We start from the raw sequence: 26,914 nt of genomic DNA, 5'->3' as shown, positions 1-26,914 counted from the left end.
CTGGCCTGAAGCAGGCCCAAAATTCGCCGCTTTTGCAGGGAATCCTCGGAGGGCAAGCAACCTGAAGAGGCCCCGAGATGCGGCTGTTTTCGATCCTGCACTTCGCGCTGACCCACACGATCCTCGTGACCGGCGGGCTTTTGTACCTGCACGATCCCGAGGGCGCGCGCGACCGGCTTGCCTCGGTGGGCGAGGTGCTGCGCAGCGCGATCCATGACCGGATCGAACCCGGCAACCCGGCGGCGGAACGCACGGCGTCCCTGCAGGTCGACCGGGCCGCGCAGACCCTGCGCGACGTGGCGACCGCGACCGGGCTGCCCTCGCTCATTCCGAGCGCCAAATTCCTGAAGGTGCCGGGCGCAGAGTGATGCGGCGCGACCGCGCTCCGCGCCGGTCCACGCCCGGAAACGCAAAAGGCCGCCCCGAAAGGCGGCCTTCGCTAATTTTGGGCTGAGCGCCCGGAGATCACAACTCGTCGAGCTTCTCGATCTCTTTCTGCAGCTCTTCCTTGGTGACTTCCTTGTCGTCCACCTTGGCTTCACCGGCAATGTAATCGACGACCTTGTCTTCGAAGATCGGCGCGCGCAGCTGCTGCTGCATCTGCGGGTTCTGCTGCACGAATTCGAAGAAGGCGCGCTCCTGACCCGGGTACTGACGTGCCTGGTTCATGATCGCCTGCGTCATCTCGGCGTCGGAGACCTCGATCTCCTGCTTGCGGCCGATTTCGGCGAGCAGCAGGCCAAGACGCACGCGGCGCTCGGCGAGGGTGGTGTGCTCCTCGGTGGTCTCGATCTCGCCGTGGTCATGGCCGTGATCGTCCGGATTCTCTTCGTGATAGAGCTGGTGCGCGATCTGCTTGGCCTCGGCTTCCACGAGCGACGGGGGCAGGTCGAACTTCACCTGATCGTCGAGCTGGTCGAGCAGGCCGCGCTTCATCACCTGACGTGCGGCGCCCTGGTACTCGGCTTCGAGACGCTCGGCGACTTGCGCTTTCAGCGCGGCGAGGTCTTCTGCACCGAACTGCTTGGCCATCTCGTCGTCGATCTCGGCAGCCTTCGGCGCCTTCACTTCGTGGACCTTGCACTTGAACAGCGCTTCCTTGCCCGCGAGATGCTCCGCACCGTATTCCTCGGGGAATTTCACGGTCACTTCGACGTCGTCACCGGCTTTCGCGCCAACGAGTTGCTCCTCGAAGCCGGGGATGAACGAGCCCGAGCCGAGCTCCAGCGGGTAGCCTTCGCCCTTGCCGCCTTCGAACGCTTCACCGTCGACGAAGCCTTCGAAGTCGATCACGACCTGATCGCCGTTCTCGGCCTTGCCGTCCTTGGCTTCGAAGTTCTTCGCGGTTGCCGCGAGGCTTTCCAGCGCTTCGTTCACTTCACCTTCGTTGGCCTTCACGACCAGACGCTCGAGCTTGACGCCCGAAAGATCGACGTCCGGAATGTCGGGCAGCGCTTCGTACTCGACGGTCACGACCACGTCGTCACCCTCTTTCCAGTTCTCGCCGTCTTTCATCTCGATCTTCGGCTGCATCGCGGGGCGGTCGCCGGTCTTGTCGAAATGCTCGCTCATCGCGCCGTCGACCGATTCCTGCATCGCTTCGCCGAGGATGCGCGGGCCGAATTGCTTGCGCAGCATCGCCATCGGCACCTTACCCTTGCGGAAGCCCTTCATCTCGATCTCGGGCTGCGCTTCGGAAAGCTTCGCGGTGACCTTCTCGTCGAGTTCCTTGGCGGTGATGGTGATCTCGTAGCCGCGCTTGAGGCCGTCGTTCTGGGTCTCGGTGACCTGCATGGTTTGTCCTTTGTCTCTGGGCGCCGCGCGGATCGCGGCCGGTTCTCGAATTTCAGGCGTCCTTCTATTGAGCCTCAGCCATGGTGGCAAGGCGAAAAGGGGCCGCAGAGCGGCCTGCGAGCGGTGAAATGACGCCCGGGCAGGGTGTACGCGTGGGCGAGGGCGGGAACCCGGGATAGGGAGCGGGCAGGGGGGCGCTGACGCGACGGAGGAAGGTGCAGCGGTTGGCGCGGCGGGCGATGCGATGAACGTCTGGTGCGCGCGGGCTCGGAAAGCTGCGGCCGGGGCGCACCACCCCACGAAGTCGCTCCGGCCGCGAAATCGGGATTGCGCCAAACCGGCGCGCCGTCGTGATCTTCCGCAGCTTCGGAGGGTCCGCCCCCTTGTTCGCGGATCCGAAGCGAGAATGACACGATCTTCCCGAGAGGTAAGCCTAACCGAGAAGTGTTTGAAATTCAGCGGTCATTTTCGGACAGATCGCCCGTCACCCGCCCGCGCAACCCGCCTGTGACTTTCACGCGACAGCGCGATAGGCGCGCTCGACCGCTTCGAACTTCACTGCCTGCCGGCGGAAGTGGGCGCGGATGAAATCGGGCGAGAGCCAGAGCCTGCCGCGTCGGCGCGGCTCTTCCCATCCCAGGTTGCCCGTCTCTTCGGCTTTCTGGACCATGCGCTTGATCTTCGAGACCGAGATCAGGAACTGCGCGGCGAAATCGGCGATGCTGACCCGTTCGAGATAGATGCGCCCGTCCGTTTCGCGCAGATCTCGCAGCATCCGCGTGAGCGCATGCAGCATCATCCCGCCCGTGTCGGACCCGAGGAAATGCGCCATCGCCGCGGGCGGGGCGTGCCATTCGGGATCGACCCGGATGATCTCGACCATCTGCCGCTGCATCGCGAAGGCGAGGTCGGGGTCGCGCCGGGCCGCGTCCAGCCGCGCGCCGCCATCGAGAATATCGAGACAGTGCAGGTGGCCCTCGCACCAGCGCCGCATCCCTTGCTCTGCCAGGGGCGTGGTGGTCACCGGGCGCAGCCGCCCGTCGCCTTTGTACTCGTCCGGCGGGGCGAGCAGCCCATGCGCCTCCATCTCGCCCAGATACTGGCTCAGCGTCTTGCGGTTGATCTCGACATGAGGCGTCAGCGCCGCGAGAAGCCGTCCCGGCGTCAGTTCCGGCGCGCCGGGCTCCATCTTCGCCCTCATCGCCAGCGCGAAACTGGTCTGGCTCACGAGCCAGCGCCGATGCGAAGCCATGTGGCGCGCGATCCGCGGTGTCTGCGCCTGCACGTCGAGCAGCATTGCCGCCACCGCCTGCTGCGCGGCGAAGAAATTCGGATCGGTGGCGATCGTGTCGCGGGTGAGCCCGCGGATGGGAAGGGATGTCTGCGAACCCAAGTCCGGCGACGTGTCTTCGACTGGCCGCCGAGGCGGTGTTTGCGGGCCTTCGACCATCACCTCTCCCACGCATTCGGTCATCCTAGCGGGGGAAATTCCGCCCGCGCAGCCATCTTAAACTAGCGTGCACGCGGGAGAAGGCGAGGGTATGGTAGGAAATTCCGGAGGTTGGGAGTGGTGCGGGTGAAGGGACTCGAACCCCCACGCCAAAGGCGCCAGAACCTAAATCTGGTGCGTCTACCAGTTCCGCCACACCCGCATCAGGGGCGTAATAGCAACAGCTTGCGGGTACGGAAAGAGGAAGATGCGATTTTGCTCGTCTTAACGTGTTGGTGAGAGTTAGCCTTTACGCAACGGCACGCCAGAGGCCGAGGTTACGAGTGGGCAAGAGCAGGTATCGCCATGGGACAGGCACCACGGCGGGGGAATGGCATGGCCATGCTCCGCCAGATCATCGAATCCAATCCGCGTCACGCTCTGCCGGGCCCGGCCGGTCCGGAGGTGGCAGCGCGCACCTCGCCTTTGGAGATGCGCAAACCGAAGCCGGATCTCAGCGCCGGGATCGCCGCCGGGGCACGGGTCTACACGCTGGACGGAGCGATTCCCGTGGAGTTTCTCGAGCCCGGCGACCGGATCGTGACCCGTAGCGGGACCTGCAGGCTCAAGGCGCTGCGGGCCGGCGATTACGTGGGCGCGCTGATCCGCATCTCGCCCGGCGCGCTTGGCCATGATCGCCCCGGCGCGCCGCTCATCATCGCACAGGGCGCGCAGTTGATGATGCGCGACTGGCGGGTGCAGGTGATCTACGGCAAGCGCGAGGCGCTTCTGCCTGCGCAATCGGTCGTCGACGGGCATTATGTCACGCTGGGGCAAGGTCGTGCGCGGCTCTTCGTGCTGGAATTCGAGACGCCCGAGGTGATCTATGTCGATGGCGTAGAAATGGCCGCCGCGGTCGCAGGCGTCGAGGCCTGATCCGCACGCGATTTCGACCGATATCCGCCAGTATCAAGGGGGGTGATGCGCTTCGCCGTCACATTCGTAGTAGCATTTCGATGCTACCGCTCACGATCAAGCGCGTGTGTTGACAGGGGCGTATGTCATTTGCTTAGCTCGATCGTGCACCGAAGGACGAGTGCGCAGCGTGGCTGCGAAGAGTGTGGGTAAACCCTTTTGGAGATTGCGATGACGGCACCTTTGCGAAATGCAGAGGCAATCTTGCATTGCGCGGGTTGCACCGCTCGCAACCAAGGCGTCTGCGGATCCCTATCGGATCGTGCTCTGGCGAGGGTCGCCGAACGGGCGCGCAAGATTTCCTGCGCGGCCAATGAGCGGCTCTGCGAAGAAGACGTCAGCTGCGAGCACATCGCGCTGGTGCAACGCGGCATGCTGCGGATGCAGAGCCATTCGCTCGCCGGGCGTCGCAAGATCACCGGTCTGGTCAGCCCGGGCGATAGCATCGGCCAGCTTCTCAACGGCCATCGGGACACAGCGATCGAAGCGGTGATCGATACGGATCTGTGTCTCTTCGAAGCCGCGACTTTCGCGCAGCTCATCGATCAGGAGCCCGAACTGCGCCGGGCGCTGTGCCGTCAGGCGGAAAGCTGGGTCGAGAAGGCGCGGCGGTTGAGCTGGCTTCTCGGCGCCTTCGCGCCGGCGGCGCGGCTGCGCGCGCTTCTTCTGCTGTCGCGCCATATCATGCCTTGGCAGGCCTTGCCCGATGGCGGCGGCGTCTTGACCATGCTGCTGCCGCGTCAGGACATCGCCGATCTGCTCGCCACGACGCAGGAGACCGTCAGCCGGTCTCTGCACCAGTTCCAGAAGGACGGGCTGATCGACATACTGAACACCCGCCAGTTCCGGCTCAACGATCTCGACGCGCTGGCCGCGGGGCTGGAGGAGCTTCTGGCGAGCTGAGTGCGCTCAGGCGTCGCGCATCTCCAGTGAATTGCCGGAAATATCGACGAGCGTTCCGAGATTCGAGATCTCGATATCGTAGGGTGTAACGATCCGGATCGCGCCCTCGCGTTCGAGCTGATGAAACGCCCGGCTCAGCGATTCAGGCGAGGTGCCCAGCAAATGGGCGATATCGACCCGCTTGATATGGATATGCAGGCCGAGCCGGATGTTGTCCCGCGCGCAGCTTTCGAGAGTGCGGTATTTGTGGCGGCTCAGGATGATCAGGAGCGAGGCGAGCCGCTCGACGACTTTCGAACTGCCGAGCACCATCACCCATTCGCGCGCCGCGTCGAGCTCGTCGAGGATGCTCAGCAGGAACAGCCGCTCCGCCGCGTGCGAACGCGCGAGGATCGCTTCGAATTTCTGCCGGTCGCAGGTCAGGACCGCGCCATCGCTGAGCGCCTCGATCCGGTAGCCCGACGGGCCGTTGAAGGCGCGTCCGAACATGTCGGACGGCGTGATCAGCCCGATGATGTGGCGATGCCGATCCTGCAGCGTTTTCGACATCGCGAGAAACCCGTCCGCGACGAAGCCGATCCGGTCGGCGACTTCGCCATCCTCGATCAGCACGTCGCCCGGCGCGAAACGGATACTCTGCCAGAGCGGTATCATCTCGGTGCGCAGCTCCGACGGCAGCGCGTCCAGCAGACGCTGCAATTTGCCCTGCGCCACTACGCCCTCTATCTCGATCCGCTTTCCGGACTTCGAGTGTTCGTTCATCGCGTCTCGTCTCCCTGTCGCAGGGGAGAGCTTAGTCGGGGTGAGGTTCGGATGCGAGGGCCGCGGGGGCGAAAAACCGTGTTGCGCCAGCCTTTTCAGCGTCTTTCCACACGAAGTTGCAGGAAATTCGCGCTATGCGCCTAGCACGTTGATCAACATCAAGGAATCGCGCCGCGGATTGGAGCTTAGATGAACTGCAACAAAAGGAGAGACGGATGAAGAACTGGCTTATCATTCTGGGCGCGACCGCCGCTCTGGCCGGGTGCGATATGATGACGGGGCCCGCTGGGACCGACGCAGTCGACACTCCGGAAGCCGCCATGGCGGCCCCGGCCACCGCTCCGGCGGATGCGACGGACACGGCACCGGGCGCGCGCAACGGCAACCAGAACCAATCTCGCGAGCAGATGGCGCAATAAGCTGCAACGGGCGGCGAGGGGTCTCTGCCTTTCGCCGCCCGAAACTTTCGCGCCGCGTGCCCCCCCGACGGCGCGGCTCAGTCGCGTTCAGCGTCCCGTGCCATCAGGTCGCGCAACACTTTCGGGAGTTCTTCGGGCAGGTCTTCGGCGACCAGACCCGGGCCAAAGCTGCGTGCCGCCTCGACATGAAGCCATGCCGCAGTGGTCGCGGCGTCGAACGGTTGGAACCCGCGCGCAAGCAGCCCCGCGATCAGCCCCGCCAGCACATCGCCCGCGCCCGCCGTCGCGAGCCACGGCGCCGCACGGTCCTGCGCCGCCGAATGCAGCGCCACGCGCCCGTCCGGTGCCGCGATCGCGGTGTCCGCCCCTTTGAGCAGCACCGTGCAGCCCGCGCGCGCAGCCGCCTCGCGGGTGGCGTCCAGTTTGGAATAGGTCGGATCGTCGCCTGACAGCTTTTCGGTCAGATCGGGAAAGAGCCGTTTGAACTCGCCCGGATGCGGGGTCAGCACGCAGGCCTCGTGGAGCTGGCCGAAGAGCAGGCTCGGGTCGTCGGAAAAGGCGCTGAGCGCATCGGCATCGAGCACCGTCGCGCGTTTGCCCCAAAGCGCCGCCGGCACCATCTCCTGTGCGCGGGACATGCCCAGACCGGGCCCGAGGCAGAGCGCGTTGAGGCGCTCATCGCCCAGCATCCCGCGCAGGCTATAGGCGTCGGGCAGGGCGCTCAGCATGATCGCGTCGAGATGGGCGGCGTTCTCGGCCAGCGCCTTGGGCGGGCAGGCCAGCGTCACCAGCCCCGCGCCGATCCGCAGAGCGGCGCGCGCAGCCATCCGCGCAGCGCCGCCTTTGCCTGCGCCACCCGACAGGACCAGCGCGTGGCCGTGGCTGAACTTGTGGCCCGTCCGCTTCATCAGGAAATTCGAGGGGCGGTCGATCAGCCGCGCAGCCGCGGGGATCGCATCCTGCGGCAGGCCGATATCGGCGACCACCAGCGCACCGCGCATCGAGGCGCCACCGCCGGGGCGGTCGGGCCCGTCGGACGGATCGAGGTAATGGCCGCATTTCGCGCGGTGGAAACTGACCGTCAGGTCGGCAGGGAATGCCCCCCCGAGATTGCGCCCGCTATCCGAGGAAATGCCGCTGGGGATATCGACGGCGATGAAATGCGGACGCGGTCCCGAGGGATTGGAAAAGCGCCGCGGATAGATCCCGCGCCATGTCTTCGCCGTGTCCTCGGGCATCTGACGGGTCAGGCCGGTGCCGAACAGCGCGTCGATCACCAGCCCGCTCTCCATATCGTCGATGCGGCCTTCGATCGCAGCATCGTCCCATGGCAGCACGTCCCCGATCTGCGCCCAGCGGTCGTGATTGGCTTTCGCATCGGGGGGCAGACGAGCCGGATCGCCATAGGCGTAACAGGCGATACCCCAGCCGCGCGCGGCCAGCAGGCGCGCGATCACGTAGCCGTCGCCGCCATTATTGCCCGGCCCGCACAGCACCACAGCCTGCGCAGGCCCCGGATCGGACCAACGCGAGAAAATCGCCGTGACCACGCTTTCCCCGGCACGCTCCATCAGCTCGAGCCCCGTGACCGCGCCGCGCGCGATCTCGGTCTGTTCGTGTTCGCGCATTTGGCTGGCGGTCAGGATTTCAGGCATGGTCCCCGGGGTTTTCGAAGGAATCGTTTTCAAACTGCTGCATTTTTGTGCTACTTGCACGAATTGCGGGCGCGCTTTTCGGATATCCGACCTCAAAACCGCGCTCCGCCAGCCTAGCCGATTGCGGGGGCTTTGGGAAAGTGGTCTGAGGGGGTCGGAACGAAGACCTGACGGAGGAGTCGGCGGCATGAAAAAGGTGGAGGCGATCATCAAGCCCTTCAAACTCGATGAAGTGAAGGAAGCGCTTCAGGAAGTTGGGATTCAGGGCCTTTCGGTGATCGAGGTGAAAGGGTTCGGACGCCAGAAGGGCCATACCGAGCTTTATCGCGGCGCCGAATATGTCGTGGATTTCCTGCCCAAGGTGAAGATCGAGATGGTGCTGCCCGACGATCTCGTCGACGCCGCCATCGAGGCGATCACGAACGCCGCGCGCACCGAGAAGATCGGCGACGGCAAGATCTTCGTCTCTCCGATGGAGCAGGCGATCCGTATCCGCACCGGCGAGTCGGGCGACGACGCGCTGTAACCTCCGGCATTCCCGGCGGACCCCGTTGCGGGTCCAGGGACAACCCAAGCTCAACGAAAGGGTAATGTGACATGAGCATCAAGGACGCTCTCAAACTGATGAAGGACGAAGACGTCGAATACGTCGACGTGCGCTTCACCGATCCGCGCGGCAAGCTGCAGCACGTGACGCTGATGCATACCGAAGTGGACGAAGATTTCTTCGAAGAAGGCTTCATGTTCGACGGCTCCTCGATCGCCGGCTGGAAGTCGATCGATCAGTCCGACATGAAACTGATCCCGGACGCGTCCTCGGTCTATATCGACCCCTTCTACGCCGAGAAGACCATGTGCGTGCACTGCACCGTGGTCGAGCCCGACACCGGCGAGCCCTATGCCCGTGACCCGCGCGGCACCGCTGAGAAGGCCGAAGCCTATCTCGTTGCCTCGGGCATCGGTGATACGGCCTTCTTCGGTCCGGAAGCGGAATTCTTCCTGTTCGACGACGTGAAGTTCTCGGTCTCGATGAACAAGGTCTCCTACGAGGTCGACGCGATCGACGCGGCGTGGAACACCGACACCGATTACGAGATGGGCAACATGGGCCATCGTCCGGGCGTCAAGGGCGGCTACTTCCCGGTCAACCCGGTGGATGACGCTCAGGACCTGCGTTCGGAAATGCTCTCGACCATGAAGCGCATGGGCATGAAGGTCGACAAGCACCACCACGAAGTGGCCTCGTGCCAGCACGAGCTGGGCCTGATCTTCGGGACGCTGACCAAGCAGGCCGACGACATCCAGAAGTACAAGTACGTCATCCACAACGTGGCGCACGCCTATGGCAAATCGGCGACCTTCATGCCGAAGCCGATCACCGGCGACAACGGCACCGGCATGCACGTGAACATGTCGATCTGGAAAGACGGCAAGCCGCTGTTTGCAGGCGACAAATACGCTGACCTGTCGCAGGAAGCCCTGTGGTTCATCGGCGGTATCCTGAAGCACGCGAAGTCGCTCAACGCCTTCACCAACCCGTCGACCAACTCCTACAAGCGTCTGATCCCGGGCTTCGAGGCTCCGGTTCTGCGCGCCTACTCGGCCCGCAACCGCTCGGGTTGTGTCCGTATTCCGTGGGCGGAATCCCCCAAGGCAAAGCGCGTCGAAGCCCGTTTCCCCGATCCGTCGGCGAACCCCTATCTGTGCTTCTCGGCTCTGCTGATGGCCGGCCTCGACGGCATCAAGAACAAGATCGATCCGGGCCCGTCCTCGGACAAGGATCTCTACGATCTGCCGCCGGAAGAACTGGCCTCGATCCCGACCGTTTGCGCCTCGCTGCGTGAAGCGCTCGAGACGCTCGAGAAGGATCACGAGTTCCTGCTGGCCGGTGACGTGTTCACCAAGGACCAGATCGAGGGCTACATCGCACTGAAGTGGGAAGAAGTGTACGCGTTCGAGCACACCCCCCACCCGGTGGAATACAAGTACTACTACTCCTGCTGAACGGGAGAGGGACAGTGATGGGAAGGGGCGTCCGGTCGGGCGCCCCTTTCGCATTCGGGGCGTCTGCTATGGCGCTTTCGCATCGCCGGACGCCGGGTAAGGCTGCATCCCTTGACAGATGCGTCCGCGCCGCCAATCTCTAGGCCTTGGCTGCCGGATGCCTGCCGCCCGCGGGGCGTTTCCCTTGGTGAAATCCGGTTCACGATCGCTCTCCTTACTTTCGGGGGCTCTTCGGCAATGCGGGCCCCGAAGCGGTGGATCATCCCCGTGGAGACGAAACGATGACTGTAAATGCAGTGAAAGACGTAAAGGCGCAGGCGCGCCGTCTGGCCGAGGCGATGGCGCAGGCGGGCAATCCGGTTGCGCTGTCGAAGGCGTATGAGTTGACCGCGCAGGCGGCGGGTCATGCCGACTGGAACACGATGGTGGCGGCGCTGCGACGTGCCGAACCGGCTGCACACGCGAAGGGCTATGCCTTGGGCGATGCGGTGCGCGGGCGCTATCTGGGCCATCCGGTGAGCGGCCGCGTCCATGCGCTGCGGCGCAAGGGCGAGACCCATTACGACATCGAAATTGCGCTGGACGAGCCGGTGGATGTCGTTGAAAGCGCTGCGTTTTCCTCGATGCGGCGGCGCGTGCGCGCGACCATCGGCGCGGATGGGCGCTCGATCGGGCGGCGCTCCGACGGGGTCGCGCATCTCGAACTGGACTGAGGAGAAGGGGCGCATCGAGCGCCCCTTTTTCTTTGCGCGTAGCTGGGGCAGGATCGTCCGGCGAGATGGCGGGGAGGGATCATGCGCTCGGAAAAGGACAAGATGCTGGCGGGCGAATTGTATCGCGCCGAAGGGCCGGAGATCGAAGCCGATATGGCGCGGGCAGCGGCGTGGATGGACCGGTTCAACGCGACCGTCGCGCATAGTGCCGTGGACTGCCACGCGCTGCTGTCGGAGCTGTTCGCGGAAGTGGGGCAGGGGACGCGCATCCGCCCACCGTTCCATTGCGATTACGGCAGCAATATCCGGCTTGGCGCCGGGGTCTTTCTGAATTTCGGATGTGTCATCCTCGATGTGGTCGCGGTCACGATCGGCGACCGGGCGCAGGTCGGTCCGAAGGTGCAGATCCTGACCGCCGATCATCCCCGCGATCCGGAGACGCGCCGGACCGGGTTGGAATTCGGGCGGCCCGTGCGGATCGGCGCGGATGTCTGGATCGGCGGCGGGGCGATCATCCTGCCGGGGATCACGGTGGGCGATGGCGCGCTGATCGGCGCGGGGGCCGTCGTGACGCGCGACGTGCCGGCGGGTGCCACGGTCGCGGGCAATCCTGCGCGCATCATCGGTAAAGCGTGAGAGGCGGTGCAGGGTTGGCCAAGGGCAGCGAACTTGCCCCGCCGCGCCCTTCTCGCTAAGGGAAACCAAAGATCAATCAGGAGGATCAGGCATGAGCCGCGCATTCGTATTTCCCGGTCAGGGCGCACAGGTCATCGGCATGGGCAAGGCATTGGCCGACGCCTATCCCGCCTCGAAAGCGGTCTTCGAAGAGGTCGATGAGGCGCTCGGGCAGAAGCTGAGCGCGCTCATCTGGGAAGGCGAGCAGGACGAGTTGACGCTGACCGCCAACGCGCAGCCCGCGCTGATGGCGACGTCTATCGCGGCGCTGCGGGCGCTGGAAGCCGAGGGCTTTGCGGTCACAGATGCGGCCTATGTCGCGGGTCACTCGCTGGGCGAATATTCCGCGCTTTGTGCGGCGGGTTCGCTGAGCCTGCCCGACACCGCACGCCTGCTGCGCGTGCGCGGCGACGCGATGCAATCGGCGGTGCCGGTGGGCGTCGGCGCGATGGCCGCGATCCTCGGGCTCGATTTCGAGGCGGCGTCGAAAGTCGCTGCCGAGGCGGCGCAGGGCGAGGTCTGTCAGGCTGCAAACGACAACGATCCGAGCCAGGTGGTGATCTCGGGCAACAAGGCGGCGGTCGAGCGGGCCACGGTGCTCGCCAAGGAAGCGGGCGCGAAGCGGGCCGTGATGCTTCCGGTCTCTGCCCCGTTCCATTGCGCGCTGATGCAGCCCGCCGCCGATGCGATGGACGCCGCGCTGTCGCAGGTCGAGATCAAGGCGCCGGTGGTGCCGCTGGTCGCCAATGTCCGTGCAGAGGCGGTGAGTGATCCGGCCCTGATCCGCGAACTTCTGGTCGAGCAGGTCACGGGTTCGGTGCGCTGGCGCGAGAGCGTCGCGTGGATGGCCGCTCAGGGCGTCGACGAAATCTGGGAGATCGGCGCGGGCAAGGCGCTCGCAGGGATGGTCCGGCGGATCGCCAAGGACATCACCTGCCGGGCGATCGGCACGCCGGAAGAGGTCGCCGCGCTGAAGGACTGAGGGCTGAGCCGGGGGATCCTCCCCCGGACCCCCTGGGATATTTCCGCCAAGAGGAAGGCGAGGCCGTCCGGGGTCGCCATCGAACCGGACGGCCTTTCCATGTGGCGTCGCACGCGGCGGAGCGCCTATTCCGGCGGGCGCAACCTTGGCGTGTGGCACTTGGAGTTCCCTAACGACACATTCGCTGATATGAGAGCGTCGACTTAGAAACGAGGTAGCATGATGTTCGATTTGAAAGGCAAGCGCGCGCTGGTGACCGGAGCTTCCGGCGGGATCGGGGCCGAGATCGCGCGAGCGCTCCATGCGGGCGGCGCGGCCGTGGCGCTGTCGGGCACGCGGGTCGAGCCGCTCGAAGCGCTGGCCGCCGAGCTGGGCGAGGGTGCCTATGTCTGCCCGGCCAACCTGAGCGATCCTGAAAGCGTCGAGGCGCTGCCGAAAGCGGCGATCGATGCGATGGGCGGTCTGGACATCCTCGTGAACAATGCCGGAATCACGCGCGACCAGCTGGTGATGCGGATGTCGGACGAGGATTGGCAGTCGGTGATCGACGTGAACCTGACGGCGGCGTTCCGCCTGATGCGCGCGGTTCTTCGCCCGATGATGAAGGCGCGCTGGGGCCGGATCATCAACATCACCTCGGTGGTCGGCCAGACCGGCAATCCCGGCCAGGTGAACTATGCCGCAGCCAAGGCGGGTCTCGTCGGCGCGTCGAAATCGCTCGCGCAGGAAGTCGCGACTCGCGGCGTGACGGTGAACTGCGTGGCGCCGGGCTTCATCGAGACGCCGATGACGGACAAGCTCACCGATGCTCAGAAAGACGCGATCCTGTCGGGCATCCCGGCCGGGCGCATGGGCACGCCCGAAGAAATCGCTGCCGCCGTGCGCTATCTCGCGAGCCCCGAGGCGGGCTACGTCACCGGCGCGGTGCTGCATGTCAACGGCGGCGGGACGATGGCCTGACGTCTTTGTGACCCAACGGCATGGCCGCCTTTGTTAGGGTGGAGAAACGTCTTGCCATGGGCCACGGCAATCGCTAAGAGCGCTGCAGACGAGCCGGGCGTAACAGCCACGGCTCTGAATTGCGGTCTTCGGGTTGACCCGGGGCGCGCGGGTTGAGACGCTCGTAAACGAGCAAGCATGAACGGGCTAGGCCCTATAAACTTTGAGGAATTGACATGAGCGACATCGCTGATCGCGTGAAGAAGATCGTCGTGGAGCATCTCGGCGTGGAAGAGGACAAGGTGACTGAGAGCGCCTCGTTCATCGACGACCTCGGTGCGGACAGCCTCGATACGGTCGAGCTGGTCATGGCCTTCGAAGAAGAGTTCGGCATCGAGATCCCCGATGACGCCGCCGAGAACATTCAGACCGTCGGCGATGCGGTTAAATTCATCTCGGAAGCGCAGTAAGCCTTAACGGCTGACGCTGAGAGAGAGTTAAGGGCGGCGCTTCGGGAAACCGGAGCGCCGCTTTTCTTTTGCGCCAGACGCGCGGGTGTCGGGGAGGATTGCATGCGGAGTTTCGTCGCGATCGAGTTGCCCGGGGAGCATATCGAGGCGATCGAGCGGTTGCAGGCCGATCTGGCCGCGGGGCGGATCGTGCAACCGCAGAACCTCCACCTGACGCTGGCCTTTCTCGACGAGATCGACATCGGACAGCTGGAGGCTCTGGACGACAGGTTGCGCGAAATCGACTGGGCGCCGGGGCCGGAGGTGGTGTTGGCAGGGCTGGAGACCTTCGGCAGCCCGGCGCGGCCCGAGGCGCTGGTACTGGGTGTACAGGCCGATCCCGAGCTGCTCCGCTGGCACCGTGCGGTGATGGCGGCGGCGCGAGCGGCGGGGATCGACCTGCCGCGGCGACGGTTCCGCCCGCATGTGACGCTGGCACGGTTCGGCAAGCGGGCAGGAGCAGGGGATTTGGCCCGGCTGGGGCGATTCATGGCCCGCGAGGGGGCAGTGCGCTTGCCGGGATTCGGCCCCGATCACGTGGCGCTGATCCGCTCGACTCTTGGGCATGGGCCGCCGCGCCACGAGATGCTTGCCAGTTATTTTATGTCATAAGACATATATTAAGGAAGATGTGAACGAAAACGCGGCTCTTGAGAGTGGCTGTTAATCGTTTGTTAACGAATTGGGCGGTCTCCTGATCCTACCGCGGGCGCTTTACGACAAACGCTCAATGCCCGTGCAGATCTTGGTAGTCACATGTCAGTCTTTCGCCGGGCGCAGGTTGCGGTCCGCCCCCTTTTGTCTTTCGCGGCGACGCTTGCCGCTTTGGGTCTGATCTCCCGATTGGCCGTTCAGTCGGGCGTCGGCCCGGAGCCGTTGCGCGCGCTGAACGGGTGGATCGGGATGGGAACCGGGACGGCGGGCGCGGTGCTGGCTCTGGCGGGGGCGCTCTCCTGTGGCCGGGAGGTACGGATCGGGGCGCGTGGGCTGGCCGCGGCGAGCCTGCTGCTTTGCCTCGGGCGGGGCGTGCCCGCGCTCGCGCCGCTGTACCGGTGGGACGGCGTACCCGTGATCGAGCCGAGCGCCGCGACGCTTCTCGCGATGACGGCGGCGGCGTTTTTTGCGGTCGAGGCGCGGGCCTACCTGATCGGCACCGTTGCCCATATGACGGTTTTCGGTGGCGCGTTGATGTATCTGTTCTCGCATGTTTTCGTCCACGATCATCTGTCGGGGGAGATGTCGCTCGGCGCCTCGGTGGCGATCCTCTGTCTGGCCTATGCCGGGGTGATCTGCCGCGGCGACCGTGGGGTGATGCGGGTGCTGCTCAACGAACACGCGTCGGGCCGGCAAGCGCGGGCGCAGATGCTGCTGGGCGTGGTCGCACCGATCCTTCTGGGAACCTTCTACCTGCTCGCCGATCCCGAATTGGCCACGCGCGCGGAAATGCTGCTGCTGCTCGCGACGATCGTGGGGGTGAATGTCGGCCTGATCATCCTGATGGCGGTCTCGCTGGAGCGGACGGATCATGCGCGGCGTGCCGTGGAGCGGAAACTTCTCAACCGCGCGATGCGGGACGGGCTGACCGGGCTTTTCAACCGCGAGATGCTGTCGCGGCGGTTTCAGCAAGCCTTTAGCCAGGGGATGGGCGAGGGGGTCCCGTTCACCGCGCTGATGATCGATATCGACCATTTCAGGCAGGTCAACAATCGCGGTGGGCATGCGCTCGGCGATCTGGTGCTGCGCCGCGCGGGGCGCAAGATGCGCGCGCAATTGCGGCTGGAGGACACGCTGGCACGGATCGGTGGCGATGAATTCGCGGTGATCCTGCCCGGCGCGCGGCTGACCGAGGGCCTCGAGGCGGCGGAGCGGCTTCGCGCCGCTGTGGCCGCGCTGGGTTTCGAGGGGCAGCAGGCGCCTGGTCTGCGGGTCACCGTCTCCATCGGGGTCGCCGAATGGGAGTGCGGCGAGGAACTGCGGAGCCTTTATGCGCGGGCGGACGGGGCGCTTTACGCGGCGAAGAACCGCGGGCGCAACCGGGTTCTGCTGGCGCAGCCCTCCTTCGAACTCCGCGCCTCGGCGCCGCCCTTTGTCGCGCCGGACACGCGGGTCGAGGCGCTCAAGCTGAAGTCTGCGTGCCAGCCTGAACCGGTCGCGCGACGCGGCGCAAACCCGTCCGAACTGCAGCCATTCGCCGGACGGTAACCCGCCTGCCGCTTTGGGTTGTGATTGCGCCTTTGCGCGCCCGCGTGTATCAGGTCTGGCAAGATATTTTGCTGAGAAAGAGGTCACGCATGCGCCGGGTAGTTGTCACGGGTCTGGGGATGGTCACGCCGCTGGCTTGCGGGGTCGAGGAGACCTGGTCGCGGCTCATCGCGGGTCAGTCGGGGGCGGGGACGATCTCGCGCTTCGATGCGTCCAACGTGACCACGAAATACGCCTGCGAAATTCCGCTGGGCGACGGTTCCGACGGCACGTTCAATCCCGACGACTGGATGGAGCCGAAAGAGCGCCGCAAGGTCGACGATTTCATCCTCTACGGGATGGCGGCTGCGACGCAGGCCGTAAAGGATTCCGGCTGGGAGCCCGAGGATGAAGAGGGTCGCCTGCGCACCGGCGTGATGATCGGTTCGGGGATCGGGGGGCTCAGCTCGATCGCCGATACCGCCGTTCTGATCAAGGAAAAGGGTGTCCGCCGCGTCAGCCCGTTCTTCATCCCGGGCGCGCTGATCAACCTCGTCTCGGGGCAGGTCTCGATCCGGTTTGGCTTCAAGGGGCCGAACCATGCGGTCGTCACCGCCTGCTCGACCGGCGCGCATGCCATTGGCGATGCCGCGCGTCTGATCATGCTGGGCGATGCCGATGTGATGGTCGCCGGCGGTGCGGAAAGCCCGATCTCGGAGATCGGTATCGCGGGCTTCAACGCCTGCAAGGCGCTCTCGACCAAGCGCGGCAACGAGCCGGAGGCCGCGAGCCGTCCGTGGGATGCCGATCGCGACGGGTTCGTGATGGGCGAGGGCGCGGGCTGCGTCGTGCTGGAGGAATACGAGCACGCCAAGGCGCGCGGCGCGAAGATCTATGCCGAGGTGCTGGGCTATGGCCTGTCGGGCGACGCCTATCACATCACCGCGCCGTCCGAGGATGGCGATGGCGGCTTCCGCGCGATGAAAGCGGCGCTGGAGCGGGCCGATCTGAACCCCGATCAGGTGGATTACATCAACGCGCATGGCACCTCGACCATGGCCGACGTGATCGAGCTGGGGGCGGTGCAGCGCCTGCTGGGCGATGCGGCGTCGAAAGCCACGATGAGCTCGACCAAGTCCTCGGTCGGCCACCTTCTGGGTGCGGCTGGCGCAGTGGAGGCGATTTTCTCGATCCTCGCGATCCGCGATCAGATCGCACCGCCGACGCTGAACCTCGACAATCCGCCGGAAGAGGCCGTGATCGACCTCGCGCCGAAGACCGCGGTCAAGCGCAAGATCGACGTCGCGCTGTCCAACAGCTTCGGCTTCGGCGGCACCAATGCGAGCCTCGTGATGGGCAAGGTGGATAGCTGATGTGGCGTAACATCGTCTCGAATTTCCTGACGCTGCTGATCGTCATTCTCGTCGCGCTTGGCGGCTTGGTCGCCTGGGCGAAGAACCAATATGTCGAGCCCGGTCCGCTGGCCGAGGCGATGTGCCTGCGCGTCGCGCCCGGCGAAAGCCTGCAGGGCGTGTCGTCGAAGCTGAAGGAGAAGGGGGCTATCTCCTCTTCCTATCTCTTCCGCACCGGTGCGCAGTATGAGGAGAAGGCCGACAAGCTGAAATTCGGCTCCTACCTGATCGAGCCGAACACCTCGATGCAATCCATCGTGGGGCAGATCACGTCGGGCGGACCTTCGACCTGCGGCTCGGAGCTGGTGTTCCGGATCGGCGTGAACGGCAACGAGGTGCTGCTGCGCGAGCTGGACCCGACCACGGGCGATTACCAGAAGGTCGCGGAATACAATCCCGAGAGCGAAAAGCCGCCCGAAGGCTTCGAGGAAAAGGCCGACCGCGTCGATGTGCGCACCCGCGTGACCGTCGTCGATGGTGTGACCAGCTGGCAGATCGTGCAGGGGCTGAAGGAAGCGAGCTTCCTGTCGGGCAAGATCGACGGGGTGCCGGGGGAAGGCACGCTCGCGCCCGACAGCTACGAGGTGACGCGCGGGGCCGACCGGCAGGCGCTGATCGATCTGATGTCCGAGCGGCAGTCGAAGATCCTCGCCGATGCCTGGGACGGACGTGCCGAGGGGCTGCCCTATGACGATCCGCAGCAGGCGCTGACCATGGCCTCGATCGTCGAGAAGGAAACCGGCGTGCCCGCTGAGCGCCCCGAAGTGGCAAGCGTCTTCATCAACCGTCTCGAAAAGGGCATGAAGCTGCAGACCGACCCGACGGTGATCTACGGCGTGACCGAAGGCAAGGGTGTGCTGGGCCGCGGGCTGCGGCAGTCCGAGCTGCGCAAGGCGACGCCCTACAACACCTATGTCATCGACGGGCTGCCGCCCGGACCGATCGCGAACCCGGGCAAGGCGGCGATCGAGGCGGCGTTGCATCCCGATTCGACCGACTACCTGTTCTTCGTGGCAGATGGGTCTGGCGGGCATGCCTTCTCGAGCACGATCGAAGAGCATAACAAGAACGTGGCGAAGTGGCGCGAGATCGAGAAGCAGCGTCAGGAAGACGCATCAAGTAACTGATATCACGCAAAGAACCCCGGTTTTCGCCGGGGTTCTTTTTTGCCCACGCCGCACAACCCGGAATTTAGAGCTTGACTCTGCGAACGCTCTCGGGTAGTGGTTTGGCATGCTAGGAGAAGTGGGCAAACGCCGCGGGGCAACCCGACGGCGTTTTTTCATGTCTCTCGAACGGACCAACTTGGAACGGGTGGGTTCGTACGTGACGCAAGACAACATGATGAACGAGGCGGGGGCGCCGGTCGATCTTCTGGATCAGACCGAAGCGCTCTATCGTGACGTGGCCGAGGAACTGGCGCAGGCGCTGCAGGGGGTGCGGTGCGGCGAGATATCCGAGGCGAAAGCGGCGGTGCAGGCGGTCAAGGACCTCCGCACCGCTTTTCATTTGGTGATGGAGGAACGAACGCGTGTCGAGAAACTCCGCAGACAGTTGGCAGGCGTCGCCGCCGGGCGGGATGGCGCGCTCGACTTCGATGCCGCCAGAGTTGAAATCGGGCGCCGCCTGGCTCGCCTCCGCGACGCCTGAGAGTGTCGAGGCGTTTCTCGACGGGCTTGATGACAATGCATTGCTCGCGCTGCCCTGGATCTTCGAGTTCTGGGCGCTCGATCATCAGCTTCCGCCCGAAGGGGATTGGAAAAGCTGGGTGATCATGGGTGGGCGCGGCGCGGGCAAGACGCGGGCCGGGGCCGAGTGGGTGCGTGCGCAGGTGGAAGGCGCACGCCCGCTCGACCCCGGAAGGGCGCGACGTGTTGCGCTGGTCGGCGAGACCTTCGATCAGGTGCGCGACGTGATGGTGATGGGGGAGAGCGGGATACTCGCCTGCTCTCCGCCCGACCGCAGACCGGTCTGGGAAGCGACCCGGCGCCGGCTCGTCTGGCCGAACGGGGCCACGGCGCAGGCGTTTTCCGCGCATGAACCCGAGGCGCTGCGGGGGCCGCAATTCGACGCGGCCTGGGTCGACGAACTGGCGAAATGGAAGAAGGCGGAGGAGGTCTGGGACATGCTGCAATTCGCGCTGCGTCTGGGCGATCATCCGCAGCAGGTGATCACGACGACGCCGCGCAATGTGGGCGTGCTGAAACAGATTTTGGAGACGCGATCGACCGTGGTCAGCCATGCGCCGACCGAGGCGAACCGGGCGCATCTGGCGGAGAGTTTTCTCGCCGAGGTTCGAGCGCGCTATGCCGGGACGCGGTTGGGGCGGCAGGAGCTGGACGGGGTGCTCCTGGAGGATGTCGAGGACGCGCTCTGGACGACGGCGATGCTGGAGCGGGCGCGGATCAATTATCCCGGTGATCCGGACCGGGTCGTGGTGGCGCTCGATCCGTCGGTCAGCGGCAAGGCGGCCTCTGACGAATGCGGGATCGTGGTCGTGGGGGCGCGCACCCAAGGCCCGGTGCAGGACTGGCGCGCGGTGGTGCTGGAGGATGCCAGCATTCGCGGCAAGCCGATGGACTGGGCCCGCGCCGGGATCGCAGCGATGGAGCGCTGGGGCGCGGAGAGGCTGGTGGCCGAGGTCAATCAAGGTGGCGATCTGATCGAGAGCGTGCTGCGCCAGATCGACCCGCTGATCCCGTTCAAGGCGTTGCGCGCCAGCCGGGGCAAATCGGCGCGCGCGGAACCTGTGGCGGCACTCTATGAACAGGGCCGGGTGGCGCATCTGAGATCATCGGATCTCGACGCGCTCGAAGACCAGATGTGTCGGATGGGACTGAAGGGCTATCAGGGCAAGGGCTCGCCCGACCGCGTGGATGCGCTGGTCTGGGCGATCACCGAACTGATCCTCGAGCCGGCCGCGCATTGGCGCAGGCCGCAGCTGCGGGGGCTCTGAGCCTCTTTCGGCTTGGGCGAAATATCCTGCGGGGGTCCGGGGGTGCAAAACCCCCGGCGCGCAACAATTGAATTCGAGAGCAAGGGCTGGGGCATTCCCCGGCCCTTTTTCTTTGCCAGCCGGTCCGCGACGGGGCCGCGAGAAGGAGACGGGAATGGGTTGGAACATCTTTCGCAAATCCGAAAGCGCGGGGCGGTCGGAGGTGAAGGCCTCGGCGACGGGACGGATCGTGGCGATGGCGAGCGGGTCGGGGCGTGTGGTGTGGTCGCCTCGCGATGTGGGTTCGCTGACGCGGTCGGGGTTTACGGGCAACCCGGTCGGTTTTCGTTGCGTGAAGCTGATCGCGGAGGCCGCGGCTGCCTTGCCGCTTGTTTGCCAGGATGCGGAGCGGCGTTACGATGTCCATCCCGTGCTCGAGCTGATCGCGCGGCCCAACGCGGCGCAGGGAAAGGGTGCGTTCTTCGAGGCGCTTTACGGGCAGATGCTGCTGTCGGGCAACGGCTACCTGGAGGCGGTGGCGGTGGAGCCGGGGCTGCCGCGCGAGCTGCACGTGCTGCGCGCGGATCGGATGAGCATCGTGCCGGGCTCGGATGGCTGGCCGGTCGCCTATGACTACACGGTGTCCGGGCGCAAGCATCGGTTCGATATGACCGGAAGCCCCGATCCGATCTGCCATCTGCGGGCGTTTCATCCGCAGGACGATCATTACGGACTGTCGCCGATGCAGGCGGCGGCGGTGGCCGTGGACGTCCATAACAGTGCGTCGAGCTGGTCGAAGGCGCTGTTGGACAATGCTGCGCGACCTTCCGGGGCGATCGTCTACAAGGGCGCCGATGGGCAGGGGACGTTGTCGCCTGACCAGTATGACCGGCTCGTCTTCGAGATGGAGACGCATCATCAGGGCGCGCGCAACGCGGGGCGGCCGATGCTGCTGGAGGGTGGACTGGACTGGAAACCGATGGGGTTTTCACCGTCCGATATGGAATTTCACGAGACCAAGCTGGCCGCGGCGCGTGAGATCGCGGTGGCCTTCGGGGTTCCGCCGATGCTGCTGGGAATCCCCGGCGATGCGACCTACGCCAATTACGCCGAGGCGCACCGGGCCTTCTATCGGCTGACGGTGCTACCGCTCGCGACCAAGGTGGCCGCGGATGTTGCGTGGTGGCTGTCGACATGGACGGGCGAGCGGGTGAGCCTGAGGCCCGATCTCGACCAGATCCCGGCCTTGGCGAGCGAACGCGATCAGCAATGGAAGCGGATCGGCGAGGTCTCCTTCCTGACCGCGTCCGAGAAGCGCGCGCTGCTGGGCCTGCCGCCTGTGCCCGTGGACGCGGTGGAGGGCTGAGATGGCCGATGGTGGATCGCGATACCTCAAGGCGCCCTTTGCCGTCCACGAGGAACGGATGCAGGCGACCGAGAAGATCATGGAGCTGCAATTTTCGCAGGTCGAACAGCGGCTCGGTCGGATCGAAGCGATGATCGAACGGCTGGAGCGGCGGCTCTGGATGGCGGTCTATGGCGTGGTGGCAGTGATCCTGACGCAGGCGGTGCTCAGCGTCGTCGAGGTCGGTCCGAAATAGGGAAATAGACATGAATACATATGATTACGGGTTGGAGTTGAAGTTCTGCGCGAACGAGGCGCATCCCGTTCAACTGACCGATGGGACGGTGATCGAGGGCTATGCGAGCCTGTTCGGTCTGCCCGATCAAGGTGGCGACGTCGTCTGCAAAGGCGCTTACGCGAAAGGGTTGGAGCGGCTGTTGGCACGGGGCGGCACTGTGAAGATGCTCTGGCAGCACGACCCGGCGCAGCCGATCGGGATCTGGGACGATATCCGGGAAGACGCGCGCGGGCTATACGTCAAGGGCAGGCTGTTGCCCGGCGTGGCGCGGGCGCGGGAGGCGACGGCGCTGATTGCGGCGAGGGCGATCGACGGGCTGTCGATCGGCTATCGCACGGTCGCCGCCGAGAAGGACGCAAAAGGCCGGCGGCTGCTTGCGGAACTGGAGCTTTGGGAAGTGTCGCTGGTGACCTTCCCGATGCTTCGCGAGGCGCGGGTGGCGGCGAAGGGCGAAAGCCTCGCGCGTGATCTGCGCGATCTGGCCGCGGCGCTTCGCGGTGCCACGGCGGAACTGGCCGGTCGCTGAGGCGGGCGGGCGAGAGATCCCATTGGAGATGGAGTGACGATGAAGACCGAGAGCAAGTCTCGGGCCGGGACGGGTATGTCCGAAGGCCCCGATCCGGCCACGGAGGTGCAATCCGCGCTGGCCGGTTTCGTAAAGGAAGTCAGAGCTTTCCGCGATGAAGTTGAAGTGAAGATGCAACAACAAGATGAGCGTTTGACCATGCAGCAGAGCAAATCCATGACTGCCGGGCGTCCCGCCCTTTCCGCCGCCGCGAACGAGGAGGCGCCGCATCAGAAGGCCTTTGCGGCCTACCTGCGTTCGGGGGATGACGACGCATTGCGGGGGCTGAGCCTCGAGGGGAAGGCGCTCAACAGCTCGGTCGCGGCTGAAGGTGGCTATCTGGTTGACCCGCAGACCTCCGACACGATCCGCTCGGTGCTGACCTCGACGGCCTCGATCCGCCAGATCGCGAATGTGGTCAATGTCGAGGCGACCTCTTTCGACGTGCTGGTCGATCGCAGCGAGTTGGGCTCGGGTTGGGCCACCGAGAGTGCGGCGCTGAGCGAGACTGCGACGCCGCAGATCGATCGGATCTCGATCCCGCTGCACGAGCTGGCCGCGATGCCGAAAGCGTCGCAACGGCTGCTCGATGACAGCGCCTTCGATGTCGAGACCTGGCTGGCGCAGCGCATCGCCGAGAAATTCGCCCGCGCCGAGGCGGCGGCGTTCATTTCGGGCGATGGGGTGGACAAGCCGACGGGCTTTCTGACCCATCCGCAGGTTGGCAACGGGTCGTGGACCTGGGGCTCGCTCGGCTATGTCGCGACGGGCGCGGATGGGGATTTCTCGGGCGCGAACCCGGCTGATGCGGTGGTCGATCTGGTCTATGCGCTGGAGGCGGAATACCGCGCCAATGCGAGCTTCGTGATGAATTCGAAGACCGCAGGCGCCGTGCGCAAGATGAAGGATGCCGATGGGCGGTTCCTGTGGACCGACGGTCTGGCTGCGGGCGAGCCTGCGCGCCTGATGGGCTATCCGGTGCTGATCGCGGAGGACATGCCGGATATCGCGTCGGACAGTTTCGCGATCGCTTTCGGCGATTTCGAGGCGGGCTACACGGTGGCGGAACGCCCGGACCTGCGGGTGCTGCGCGATCCCTTCTCCGCCAAGCCGCATGTCCTGTTCTACGCCTCCAAGCGCGTCGGCGGCGATGTCAGCGATTTCGCCGCGATCAAGCTGCTGAAATTCGCGCTCGCCTGAGATGCGTGAGCGGGATCGGGGGGCTCCGCCTTCCGGTTCCCGGGGCCGGGATGCCGGTCTCGGGACGGGCGCGGGGCTGACGGCCGTCGCCTAGCTGCTCCCTCCGTTCGAGCGGCGGCGGGGCTCGCGCCCGACATGATCGGCGGCACCCCCGGCCGGGGGGGCAACCACGCGAATTGCGGAGAAATGTCATGATGTTGACTGAAGAGACGGTGGTGGCGGCGAGCGCGCTGCCCGTCGCGGAGTTTCGAGCGCATCTGCGGCTCGGCACCGGGTTTTCGGATATGGGGGAAGAGGATGCGGCGCTGGAGCGCTACCTGCGCGCGGCGATGGCGGCGATCGAAGGACGCACCGCTAAGGTGCTGCTGGCGCGGGATTTCGCGCTGAGCCTTGAGGCGTGGCGCGATGCAGTGGCGCAGCCATTGCCGGTGGCTCCGGTAAGTGCGGTGACTGAGGTCCGCTTGGTCGATGCGGCTGAGGTGGTCACGGTGGTCGCGCCGGAGGGGTATCGGTTGGTCGAGGATCTGCAGCGCCCGCGACTGGCGGCGTGTGGCGGCGAACTGCCGTCGATCCCGGCGGGCGGTGTGGCAGAAGTTCGGTTCACGGCTGGGTTTGGGGCGAGCTGGGCCGATCTGCCGACCGATCTGGCGCAGGCGGTCTTTCTGCTGGCGTCGCAATATTATGAGCGCCGGGACGAGGGCGCGGGCGGGCGAGAGATGCCCTATGGCGTTGGCGCGCTGATCGAGCGCTGGCGCACGGTGCGCCTGTTGGGAGGTCGGCGATGAAGGCGCCGTTTCTGAACCGAGCACTGGTGCTGGAGACGCCAGAGCGGGTGCCGGACGGGGCGGGTGGCTTTATCGAAGACTGGACCGAGCTGGGCATCCTCTGGACGCAGATGAAACCGGGGACGGGGGTGGAGCGCGCGGGTGAATTCGTGACGCTCGCCTCGGTGCCGTGGAAGATCACGGTGCGGGCCGCGCCCGAGGGCTCGCCGCGCAGACCGAAGCCGGAGCAGCGGTTTCGCGAGGGCACGCGGGTGTTCCGGATCCTCGCGGTGGCGGAGGCGGATGCCGGGGCGCATTACCTGACCTGTTTCGCGCGTGAGGAGGTGGTGGCATGAGCTACGCGATCGGAGCCGCCTTGCAGGAGGCGGTCTATGCGCGCTTGCAGAGCGATGCGGTCGTGACGGCGCTCGTCGGGGCGGCGGTTTATGACGCCGCGCCTGCGGGGGCGACAAGCGGGACCTATGTGAGCCTCGGGCCGGAGAACGCGCGCGATGCCTCGGACATGACGGGCGACGGGGCGGTGCATGATTTCACCGTCTCGGTTGTCAGCGACGAGGCCGGGTTTCATGCAGCCAAGGAGATTGGCGCGGCGATCTCGGATGCGCTTCTTGAGGGGCCGCTCAGCCTGACTCGAGGGTGCGTCGTGGGGCTGTGGTTCCTCAAGGCGCGCGCCCGGCGGGTCGACAAGGGGGCGTCGCGGCGGCTCGATCTGACCTTCCGCGCGCGGGTCGAGGGCTGAGTACACTTTCACATTTGCAACTTTTCGGCCGGTCGATTGTCGCTCTGTCGGAAACAAAATATCGAAAAGCGGAGAAAATCCATGGTTGCGCAGAACGGTAAGGACCTTCTGATCAAACTGGACCTGAACGGGGACCAGACATTCGAGACCATCGCGGGGCTGCGTGCCACGCGTATCACCTTCAACGCGGAAACGGTTGATGTGACCTCTCTGGAGAGCGAGGGGCGCTGGCGCGAGTTGCTGGGGGGCGCGGGGGTGCGCTCGGCCGCGATCTCGGGCTCTGGCGTGTTCAAGGATGCGGGCACCGACGAGCGCGCGCGGCAGATCTTCTTCGACGGCGAGGTGCCGCAGTTCCAGGTGATCATCCCGGATTTCGGCATCGTGCAGGGGCCGTTCATGATCACCTCGATCGACTATGCGGGGAGCCATGACGGCGAAGCGACTTACGAGGTCGCAATGGCGTCTGCCGGTGCTCTGAGCTTCTGGGCGATCTGATGGCGAACCCGTGGGCAGGAGAGGTCGAGTTGGCGCTGAACGGCCAGCGGCATGTGGCGAAACTGACGCTGGGCGCCTTGGCGGAACTGGAGGCCGAGATCGGCGAGACGGGCGGGATGATCGCACTGGTCGAGAGGTTCGAGGCGGGGCGGTTCTCAAGCCGCGATGTTCTGGCGGTGATCGTCGCGGGGCTGCGCGGCGGCGGCTGGCAGGGCTGTGCGGGCGATCTGCGGAGCGTTGAGATTGACGGCGGTCCGGTGGCGGCCGCGCGCAAGGCGGCGGAACTGCTGGCGCGGGCGTTCTCGGTGCCGGGCGAGGGGGCGGCGTGAGCGGGCTCGACTGGCCGGGGTTGATGCGGGTGGGGATGCAGGAGTTGCGGCTTAAGCCCGTGGAGTTCTGGGCGCTGAGCCCGGCGGAGTTGGCGCTGATGCTGGGCGCGGGCTGCGCGGGGGCCCGTCCGATGAGACGGGCGAGGCTCGATGAATTGCTGGCGCGGTTTCCCGATGGCGCGGGCGACAGGGAGAGGATGGAGCGATGATGGAGACGGATGGGTTGGATGACCTTGGTGGACAGGCGGCGGAGCTGGAGCGCTCGCTTGGCGGGGCGAGTGCAATGGCGGAGGTGTTCAACCAGGAGCTGTCCGCGATGCGGGAGAGTCTGACTTTCACCGGGCGCGAGGTGAGCACATTGAGCCATGCGTTCGGGCGGGGGCTGCGGAGCGCCTTCGACGGGGTCGTGTTCGACGGGATGCGGCTGTCGGAGGCGCTGCAGCAGGTCGCGCGGAGCATGGCCGACAGCGCCTATCACGTCGCGATGCGGCCGGTGCAGCAGGCTATCGGCGGGGCGGTGGCGAACGGGGTGAACGGGTTGGTGAGCGGGCTGTTTCCCTTTGCCGATGGCGGGGCGTTCAGCCAGGGGCGCGTGCGGGCGTTCGCCAAGGGCGGCGTTGTGTCGAGCCCGACCCGTTTCGCGATGCGCGGTGCGACCGGGCTGATGGGGGAGGCCGGGCCTGAGGCGATCATGCCGCTGACCCGCGGGGCCGATGGGCGGCTGGGTGTGGCTGCGCAGGGCGGGGGCCGCGCGGTCAATGTGGTGATGAATGTCACGACGCCGGATGTGGCCGGGTTCCAACGCTCGTCGAGCCAGATCGCGGCGCAGGTCAGCCGGGCGCTGGCGCGTGGCGAGCGCAATCGCTGAGGG

The 26,914-nt window shown here is 65.8% G+C and carries 32 protein-coding genes and 1 tRNA gene; 28 read left to right on the top strand and 5 right to left on the bottom strand.

All coding sequences use genetic code 11. From position 1 onward, the window contains the following. The first annotated feature begins 77 nt into the window (after positions 1-77). Positions 78-368 carry a hypothetical protein gene (locus B6V73_RS02615; RefSeq protein ID WP_088718455.1) on the top strand — a complete coding sequence of 97 codons (291 nt, stop codon included), beginning with the start codon at positions 78-80 and terminating at the stop codon, positions 366-368. A 97-nt stretch (positions 369-465) separates the two neighbouring features. On the opposite strand, the gene tig is transcribed toward B6V73_RS02615, so the two are convergent. The 3 genes from tig to B6V73_RS02600 form a co-directional block, all read right to left on the bottom strand. Then, on the bottom strand, positions 466-1,794 hold the full coding sequence (tig, locus tag B6V73_RS02610) for a trigger factor (protein WP_075775047.1): 1,329 nt from the start codon (positions 1,792-1,794) through the stop codon (positions 466-468). A 514-nt stretch (positions 1,795-2,308) separates the two neighbouring features. Beyond that, positions 2,309-3,187 carry a hypothetical protein gene (locus B6V73_RS02605; RefSeq protein WP_143597856.1) on the bottom strand — a complete coding sequence of 293 codons (879 nt, stop codon included), beginning with the start codon at positions 3,185-3,187 and terminating at the stop codon, positions 2,309-2,311. Positions 3,188-3,362: 175 nt separating this feature from the next. Next, positions 3,363-3,446: transfer RNA gene (locus B6V73_RS02600), tRNA-Leu, on the bottom strand. A gap of 173 nt (positions 3,447-3,619) precedes the next feature. On the opposite strand from B6V73_RS02600, the gene B6V73_RS02595 reads away from it, so the two are divergent. Together B6V73_RS02595 and B6V73_RS02590 are read left to right on the top strand one after the other, a co-directional pair. Next, positions 3,620-4,159 carry a Hint domain-containing protein gene (locus tag B6V73_RS02595; RefSeq protein WP_157771585.1) on the top strand — a complete coding sequence of 180 codons (540 nt, stop codon included), beginning with the start codon at positions 3,620-3,622 and terminating at the stop codon, positions 4,157-4,159. A gap of 210 nt (positions 4,160-4,369) precedes the next feature. Continuing rightward, positions 4,370-5,101 carry a Crp/Fnr family transcriptional regulator gene (locus B6V73_RS02590; protein ID WP_088718458.1) on the top strand — a complete coding sequence of 244 codons (732 nt, stop codon included), beginning with the start codon at positions 4,370-4,372 and terminating at the stop codon, positions 5,099-5,101. A gap of 6 nt (positions 5,102-5,107) precedes the next feature. Here B6V73_RS02590 and B6V73_RS02585 read toward each other — a convergent pair whose 3' ends face one another. Next, the gene (locus B6V73_RS02585) at positions 5,108-5,863 is read right to left on the bottom strand and encodes a Crp/Fnr family transcriptional regulator (RefSeq protein WP_088724430.1); all 756 of its coding nucleotides are present in this window, start codon (positions 5,861-5,863) and stop codon (positions 5,108-5,110) included. Positions 5,864-6,078: 215 nt separating this feature from the next. Here B6V73_RS02585 and B6V73_RS02580 point away from each other — a divergent pair, with 215 nt between their 5' ends. Then, on the top strand, positions 6,079-6,282 hold the full coding sequence (locus tag B6V73_RS02580) for a hypothetical protein (RefSeq protein WP_088718460.1): 204 nt from the start codon (positions 6,079-6,081) through the stop codon (positions 6,280-6,282). Between the two features lie 77 nt (positions 6,283-6,359). On the opposite strand, the gene B6V73_RS02575 is transcribed toward B6V73_RS02580, so the two are convergent. Continuing rightward, positions 6,360-7,937: an NAD(P)H-hydrate dehydratase gene (locus B6V73_RS02575; protein ID WP_088724429.1), complete on the bottom strand. Its 1,578-nt coding sequence runs from the start codon at positions 7,935-7,937 to the stop codon at positions 6,360-6,362. 187 nt (positions 7,938-8,124) lie between these two features. Here B6V73_RS02575 and B6V73_RS02570 point away from each other — a divergent pair, with 187 nt between their 5' ends. From B6V73_RS02570 to B6V73_RS02455, 24 genes are all read left to right on the top strand, one after another. Continuing rightward, positions 8,125-8,463, top strand: coding sequence for a P-II family nitrogen regulator (locus B6V73_RS02570; protein ID WP_075775041.1), 339 nt, complete (start codon positions 8,125-8,127; stop codon positions 8,461-8,463). 71 nt (positions 8,464-8,534) lie between these two features. Next, entirely contained in the window at positions 8,535-9,941 is a 1,407-nt protein-coding gene (glnA, locus tag B6V73_RS02565) for a type I glutamate--ammonia ligase (RefSeq protein ID WP_075775040.1), read from the top strand. Between the two features lie 281 nt (positions 9,942-10,222). Beyond that, the gene (locus B6V73_RS02560; protein WP_075775039.1) at positions 10,223-10,654 is read left to right on the top strand and encodes a glyoxalase superfamily protein; all 432 of its coding nucleotides are present in this window, start codon (positions 10,223-10,225) and stop codon (positions 10,652-10,654) included. Positions 10,655-10,735: 81 nt separating this feature from the next. Then, complete coding sequence (locus tag B6V73_RS02555) at positions 10,736-11,290, top strand: sugar O-acetyltransferase (RefSeq protein ID WP_088724428.1); 555 nt, start codon at positions 10,736-10,738, stop codon at positions 11,288-11,290. A gap of 91 nt (positions 11,291-11,381) precedes the next feature. Further along, complete coding sequence (fabD, locus tag B6V73_RS02550; RefSeq protein WP_075775037.1) at positions 11,382-12,311, top strand: ACP S-malonyltransferase; 930 nt, start codon at positions 11,382-11,384, stop codon at positions 12,309-12,311. A 222-nt stretch (positions 12,312-12,533) separates the two neighbouring features. Beyond that, positions 12,534-13,271, top strand: coding sequence for a 3-oxoacyl-[acyl-carrier-protein] reductase (fabG, locus tag B6V73_RS02545; protein WP_075775139.1), 738 nt, complete (start codon positions 12,534-12,536; stop codon positions 13,269-13,271). A 215-nt stretch (positions 13,272-13,486) separates the two neighbouring features. After that, a complete protein-coding gene (locus tag B6V73_RS02540) occupies positions 13,487-13,720 on the top strand; it encodes an acyl carrier protein (protein WP_075775036.1) in 234 nt (77 codons plus the stop codon). Between the two features lie 102 nt (positions 13,721-13,822). Continuing rightward, a complete protein-coding gene (gene thpR, locus B6V73_RS02535) occupies positions 13,823-14,371 on the top strand; it encodes an RNA 2',3'-cyclic phosphodiesterase (protein WP_088724427.1) in 549 nt (182 codons plus the stop codon). 144 nt (positions 14,372-14,515) lie between these two features. Beyond that, positions 14,516-15,961 carry a GGDEF domain-containing protein gene (locus B6V73_RS02530; RefSeq protein ID WP_088724426.1) on the top strand — a complete coding sequence of 482 codons (1,446 nt, stop codon included), beginning with the start codon at positions 14,516-14,518 and terminating at the stop codon, positions 15,959-15,961. Positions 15,962-16,050: 89 nt separating this feature from the next. After that, a complete protein-coding gene (fabF, locus tag B6V73_RS02525; protein WP_075775033.1) occupies positions 16,051-17,313 on the top strand; it encodes a beta-ketoacyl-ACP synthase II in 1,263 nt (420 codons plus the stop codon). Further along, positions 17,313-18,479: an endolytic transglycosylase MltG gene (gene mltG / locus B6V73_RS02520; RefSeq protein ID WP_075775032.1), complete on the top strand. Its 1,167-nt coding sequence runs from the start codon at positions 17,313-17,315 to the stop codon at positions 18,477-18,479. The genes fabF and mltG overlap by 1 nt, the downstream gene beginning before the upstream one ends. 157 nt (positions 18,480-18,636) lie before the next feature. Then, the gene (locus B6V73_RS02515) at positions 18,637-19,002 is read left to right on the top strand and encodes a hypothetical protein (protein ID WP_240496882.1); all 366 of its coding nucleotides are present in this window, start codon (positions 18,637-18,639) and stop codon (positions 19,000-19,002) included. Next, positions 18,950-20,308, top strand: coding sequence for a terminase family protein (locus B6V73_RS02510; RefSeq protein ID WP_088724425.1), 1,359 nt, complete (start codon positions 18,950-18,952; stop codon positions 20,306-20,308). The genes B6V73_RS02515 and B6V73_RS02510 overlap by 53 nt, the downstream gene beginning before the upstream one ends. Before the next feature lie 154 nt (positions 20,309-20,462). Further along, positions 20,463-21,653 carry a phage portal protein gene (locus tag B6V73_RS02505; RefSeq protein WP_088724424.1) on the top strand — a complete coding sequence of 397 codons (1,191 nt, stop codon included), beginning with the start codon at positions 20,463-20,465 and terminating at the stop codon, positions 21,651-21,653. A gap of 1 nt (position 21,654) precedes the next feature. Continuing rightward, positions 21,655-21,888, top strand: a complete 234-nt coding sequence (locus B6V73_RS02500; protein WP_075775029.1) for a hypothetical protein — start codon at positions 21,655-21,657, stop codon at positions 21,886-21,888. A gap of 10 nt (positions 21,889-21,898) precedes the next feature. Beyond that, positions 21,899-22,456 (top strand): HK97 family phage prohead protease, encoded by a 558-nt coding sequence (locus B6V73_RS02495; RefSeq protein WP_206185551.1) that lies wholly within the window; start codon positions 21,899-21,901, stop codon positions 22,454-22,456. Positions 22,457-22,495: 39 nt separating this feature from the next. Beyond that, positions 22,496-23,695: a phage major capsid protein gene (locus B6V73_RS02490; protein ID WP_088724422.1), complete on the top strand. Its 1,200-nt coding sequence runs from the start codon at positions 22,496-22,498 to the stop codon at positions 23,693-23,695. Positions 23,696-23,886: 191 nt separating this feature from the next. Beyond that, positions 23,887-24,480: a hypothetical protein gene (locus B6V73_RS02485; RefSeq protein WP_088724421.1), complete on the top strand. Its 594-nt coding sequence runs from the start codon at positions 23,887-23,889 to the stop codon at positions 24,478-24,480. After that, positions 24,477-24,815 carry a head-tail adaptor protein gene (locus B6V73_RS02480; protein ID WP_088724420.1) on the top strand — a complete coding sequence of 113 codons (339 nt, stop codon included), beginning with the start codon at positions 24,477-24,479 and terminating at the stop codon, positions 24,813-24,815. The genes B6V73_RS02485 and B6V73_RS02480 overlap by 4 nt, the downstream gene beginning before the upstream one ends. Beyond that, entirely contained in the window at positions 24,812-25,219 is a 408-nt protein-coding gene (locus B6V73_RS02475) for a DUF3168 domain-containing protein (protein ID WP_088724419.1), read from the top strand. Before B6V73_RS02480 ends, B6V73_RS02475 begins: the two co-directional genes overlap by 4 nt. Positions 25,220-25,300: 81 nt before the next feature. Continuing rightward, positions 25,301-25,714 carry a phage major tail protein, TP901-1 family gene (locus tag B6V73_RS02470; RefSeq protein ID WP_088724418.1) on the top strand — a complete coding sequence of 138 codons (414 nt, stop codon included), beginning with the start codon at positions 25,301-25,303 and terminating at the stop codon, positions 25,712-25,714. Next, the gene (locus B6V73_RS02465; RefSeq protein WP_088724417.1) at positions 25,714-26,043 is read left to right on the top strand and encodes a gene transfer agent family protein; all 330 of its coding nucleotides are present in this window, start codon (positions 25,714-25,716) and stop codon (positions 26,041-26,043) included. Before B6V73_RS02470 ends, B6V73_RS02465 begins: the two co-directional genes overlap by 1 nt. After that, positions 26,040-26,252, top strand: a complete 213-nt coding sequence (locus B6V73_RS02460; protein ID WP_075775022.1) for a rcc01693 family protein — start codon at positions 26,040-26,042, stop codon at positions 26,250-26,252. The genes B6V73_RS02465 and B6V73_RS02460 overlap by 4 nt, the downstream gene beginning before the upstream one ends. Then, on the top strand, positions 26,249-26,911 hold the full coding sequence (locus tag B6V73_RS02455) for a phage tail tape measure protein (RefSeq protein WP_088724416.1): 663 nt from the start codon (positions 26,249-26,251) through the stop codon (positions 26,909-26,911). Before B6V73_RS02460 ends, B6V73_RS02455 begins: the two co-directional genes overlap by 4 nt. Positions 26,912-26,914 lie beyond the last annotated feature (3 nt).

The organism is Thioclava sp. JM3 (genome assembly GCF_002213185.1).
GTDB classification, from domain to species: Bacteria; Pseudomonadota; Alphaproteobacteria; order Rhodobacterales; family Rhodobacteraceae; genus Thioclava; species Thioclava nitratireducens.
This window is presented reverse-complemented; position numbering and strand designations above follow the sequence as displayed.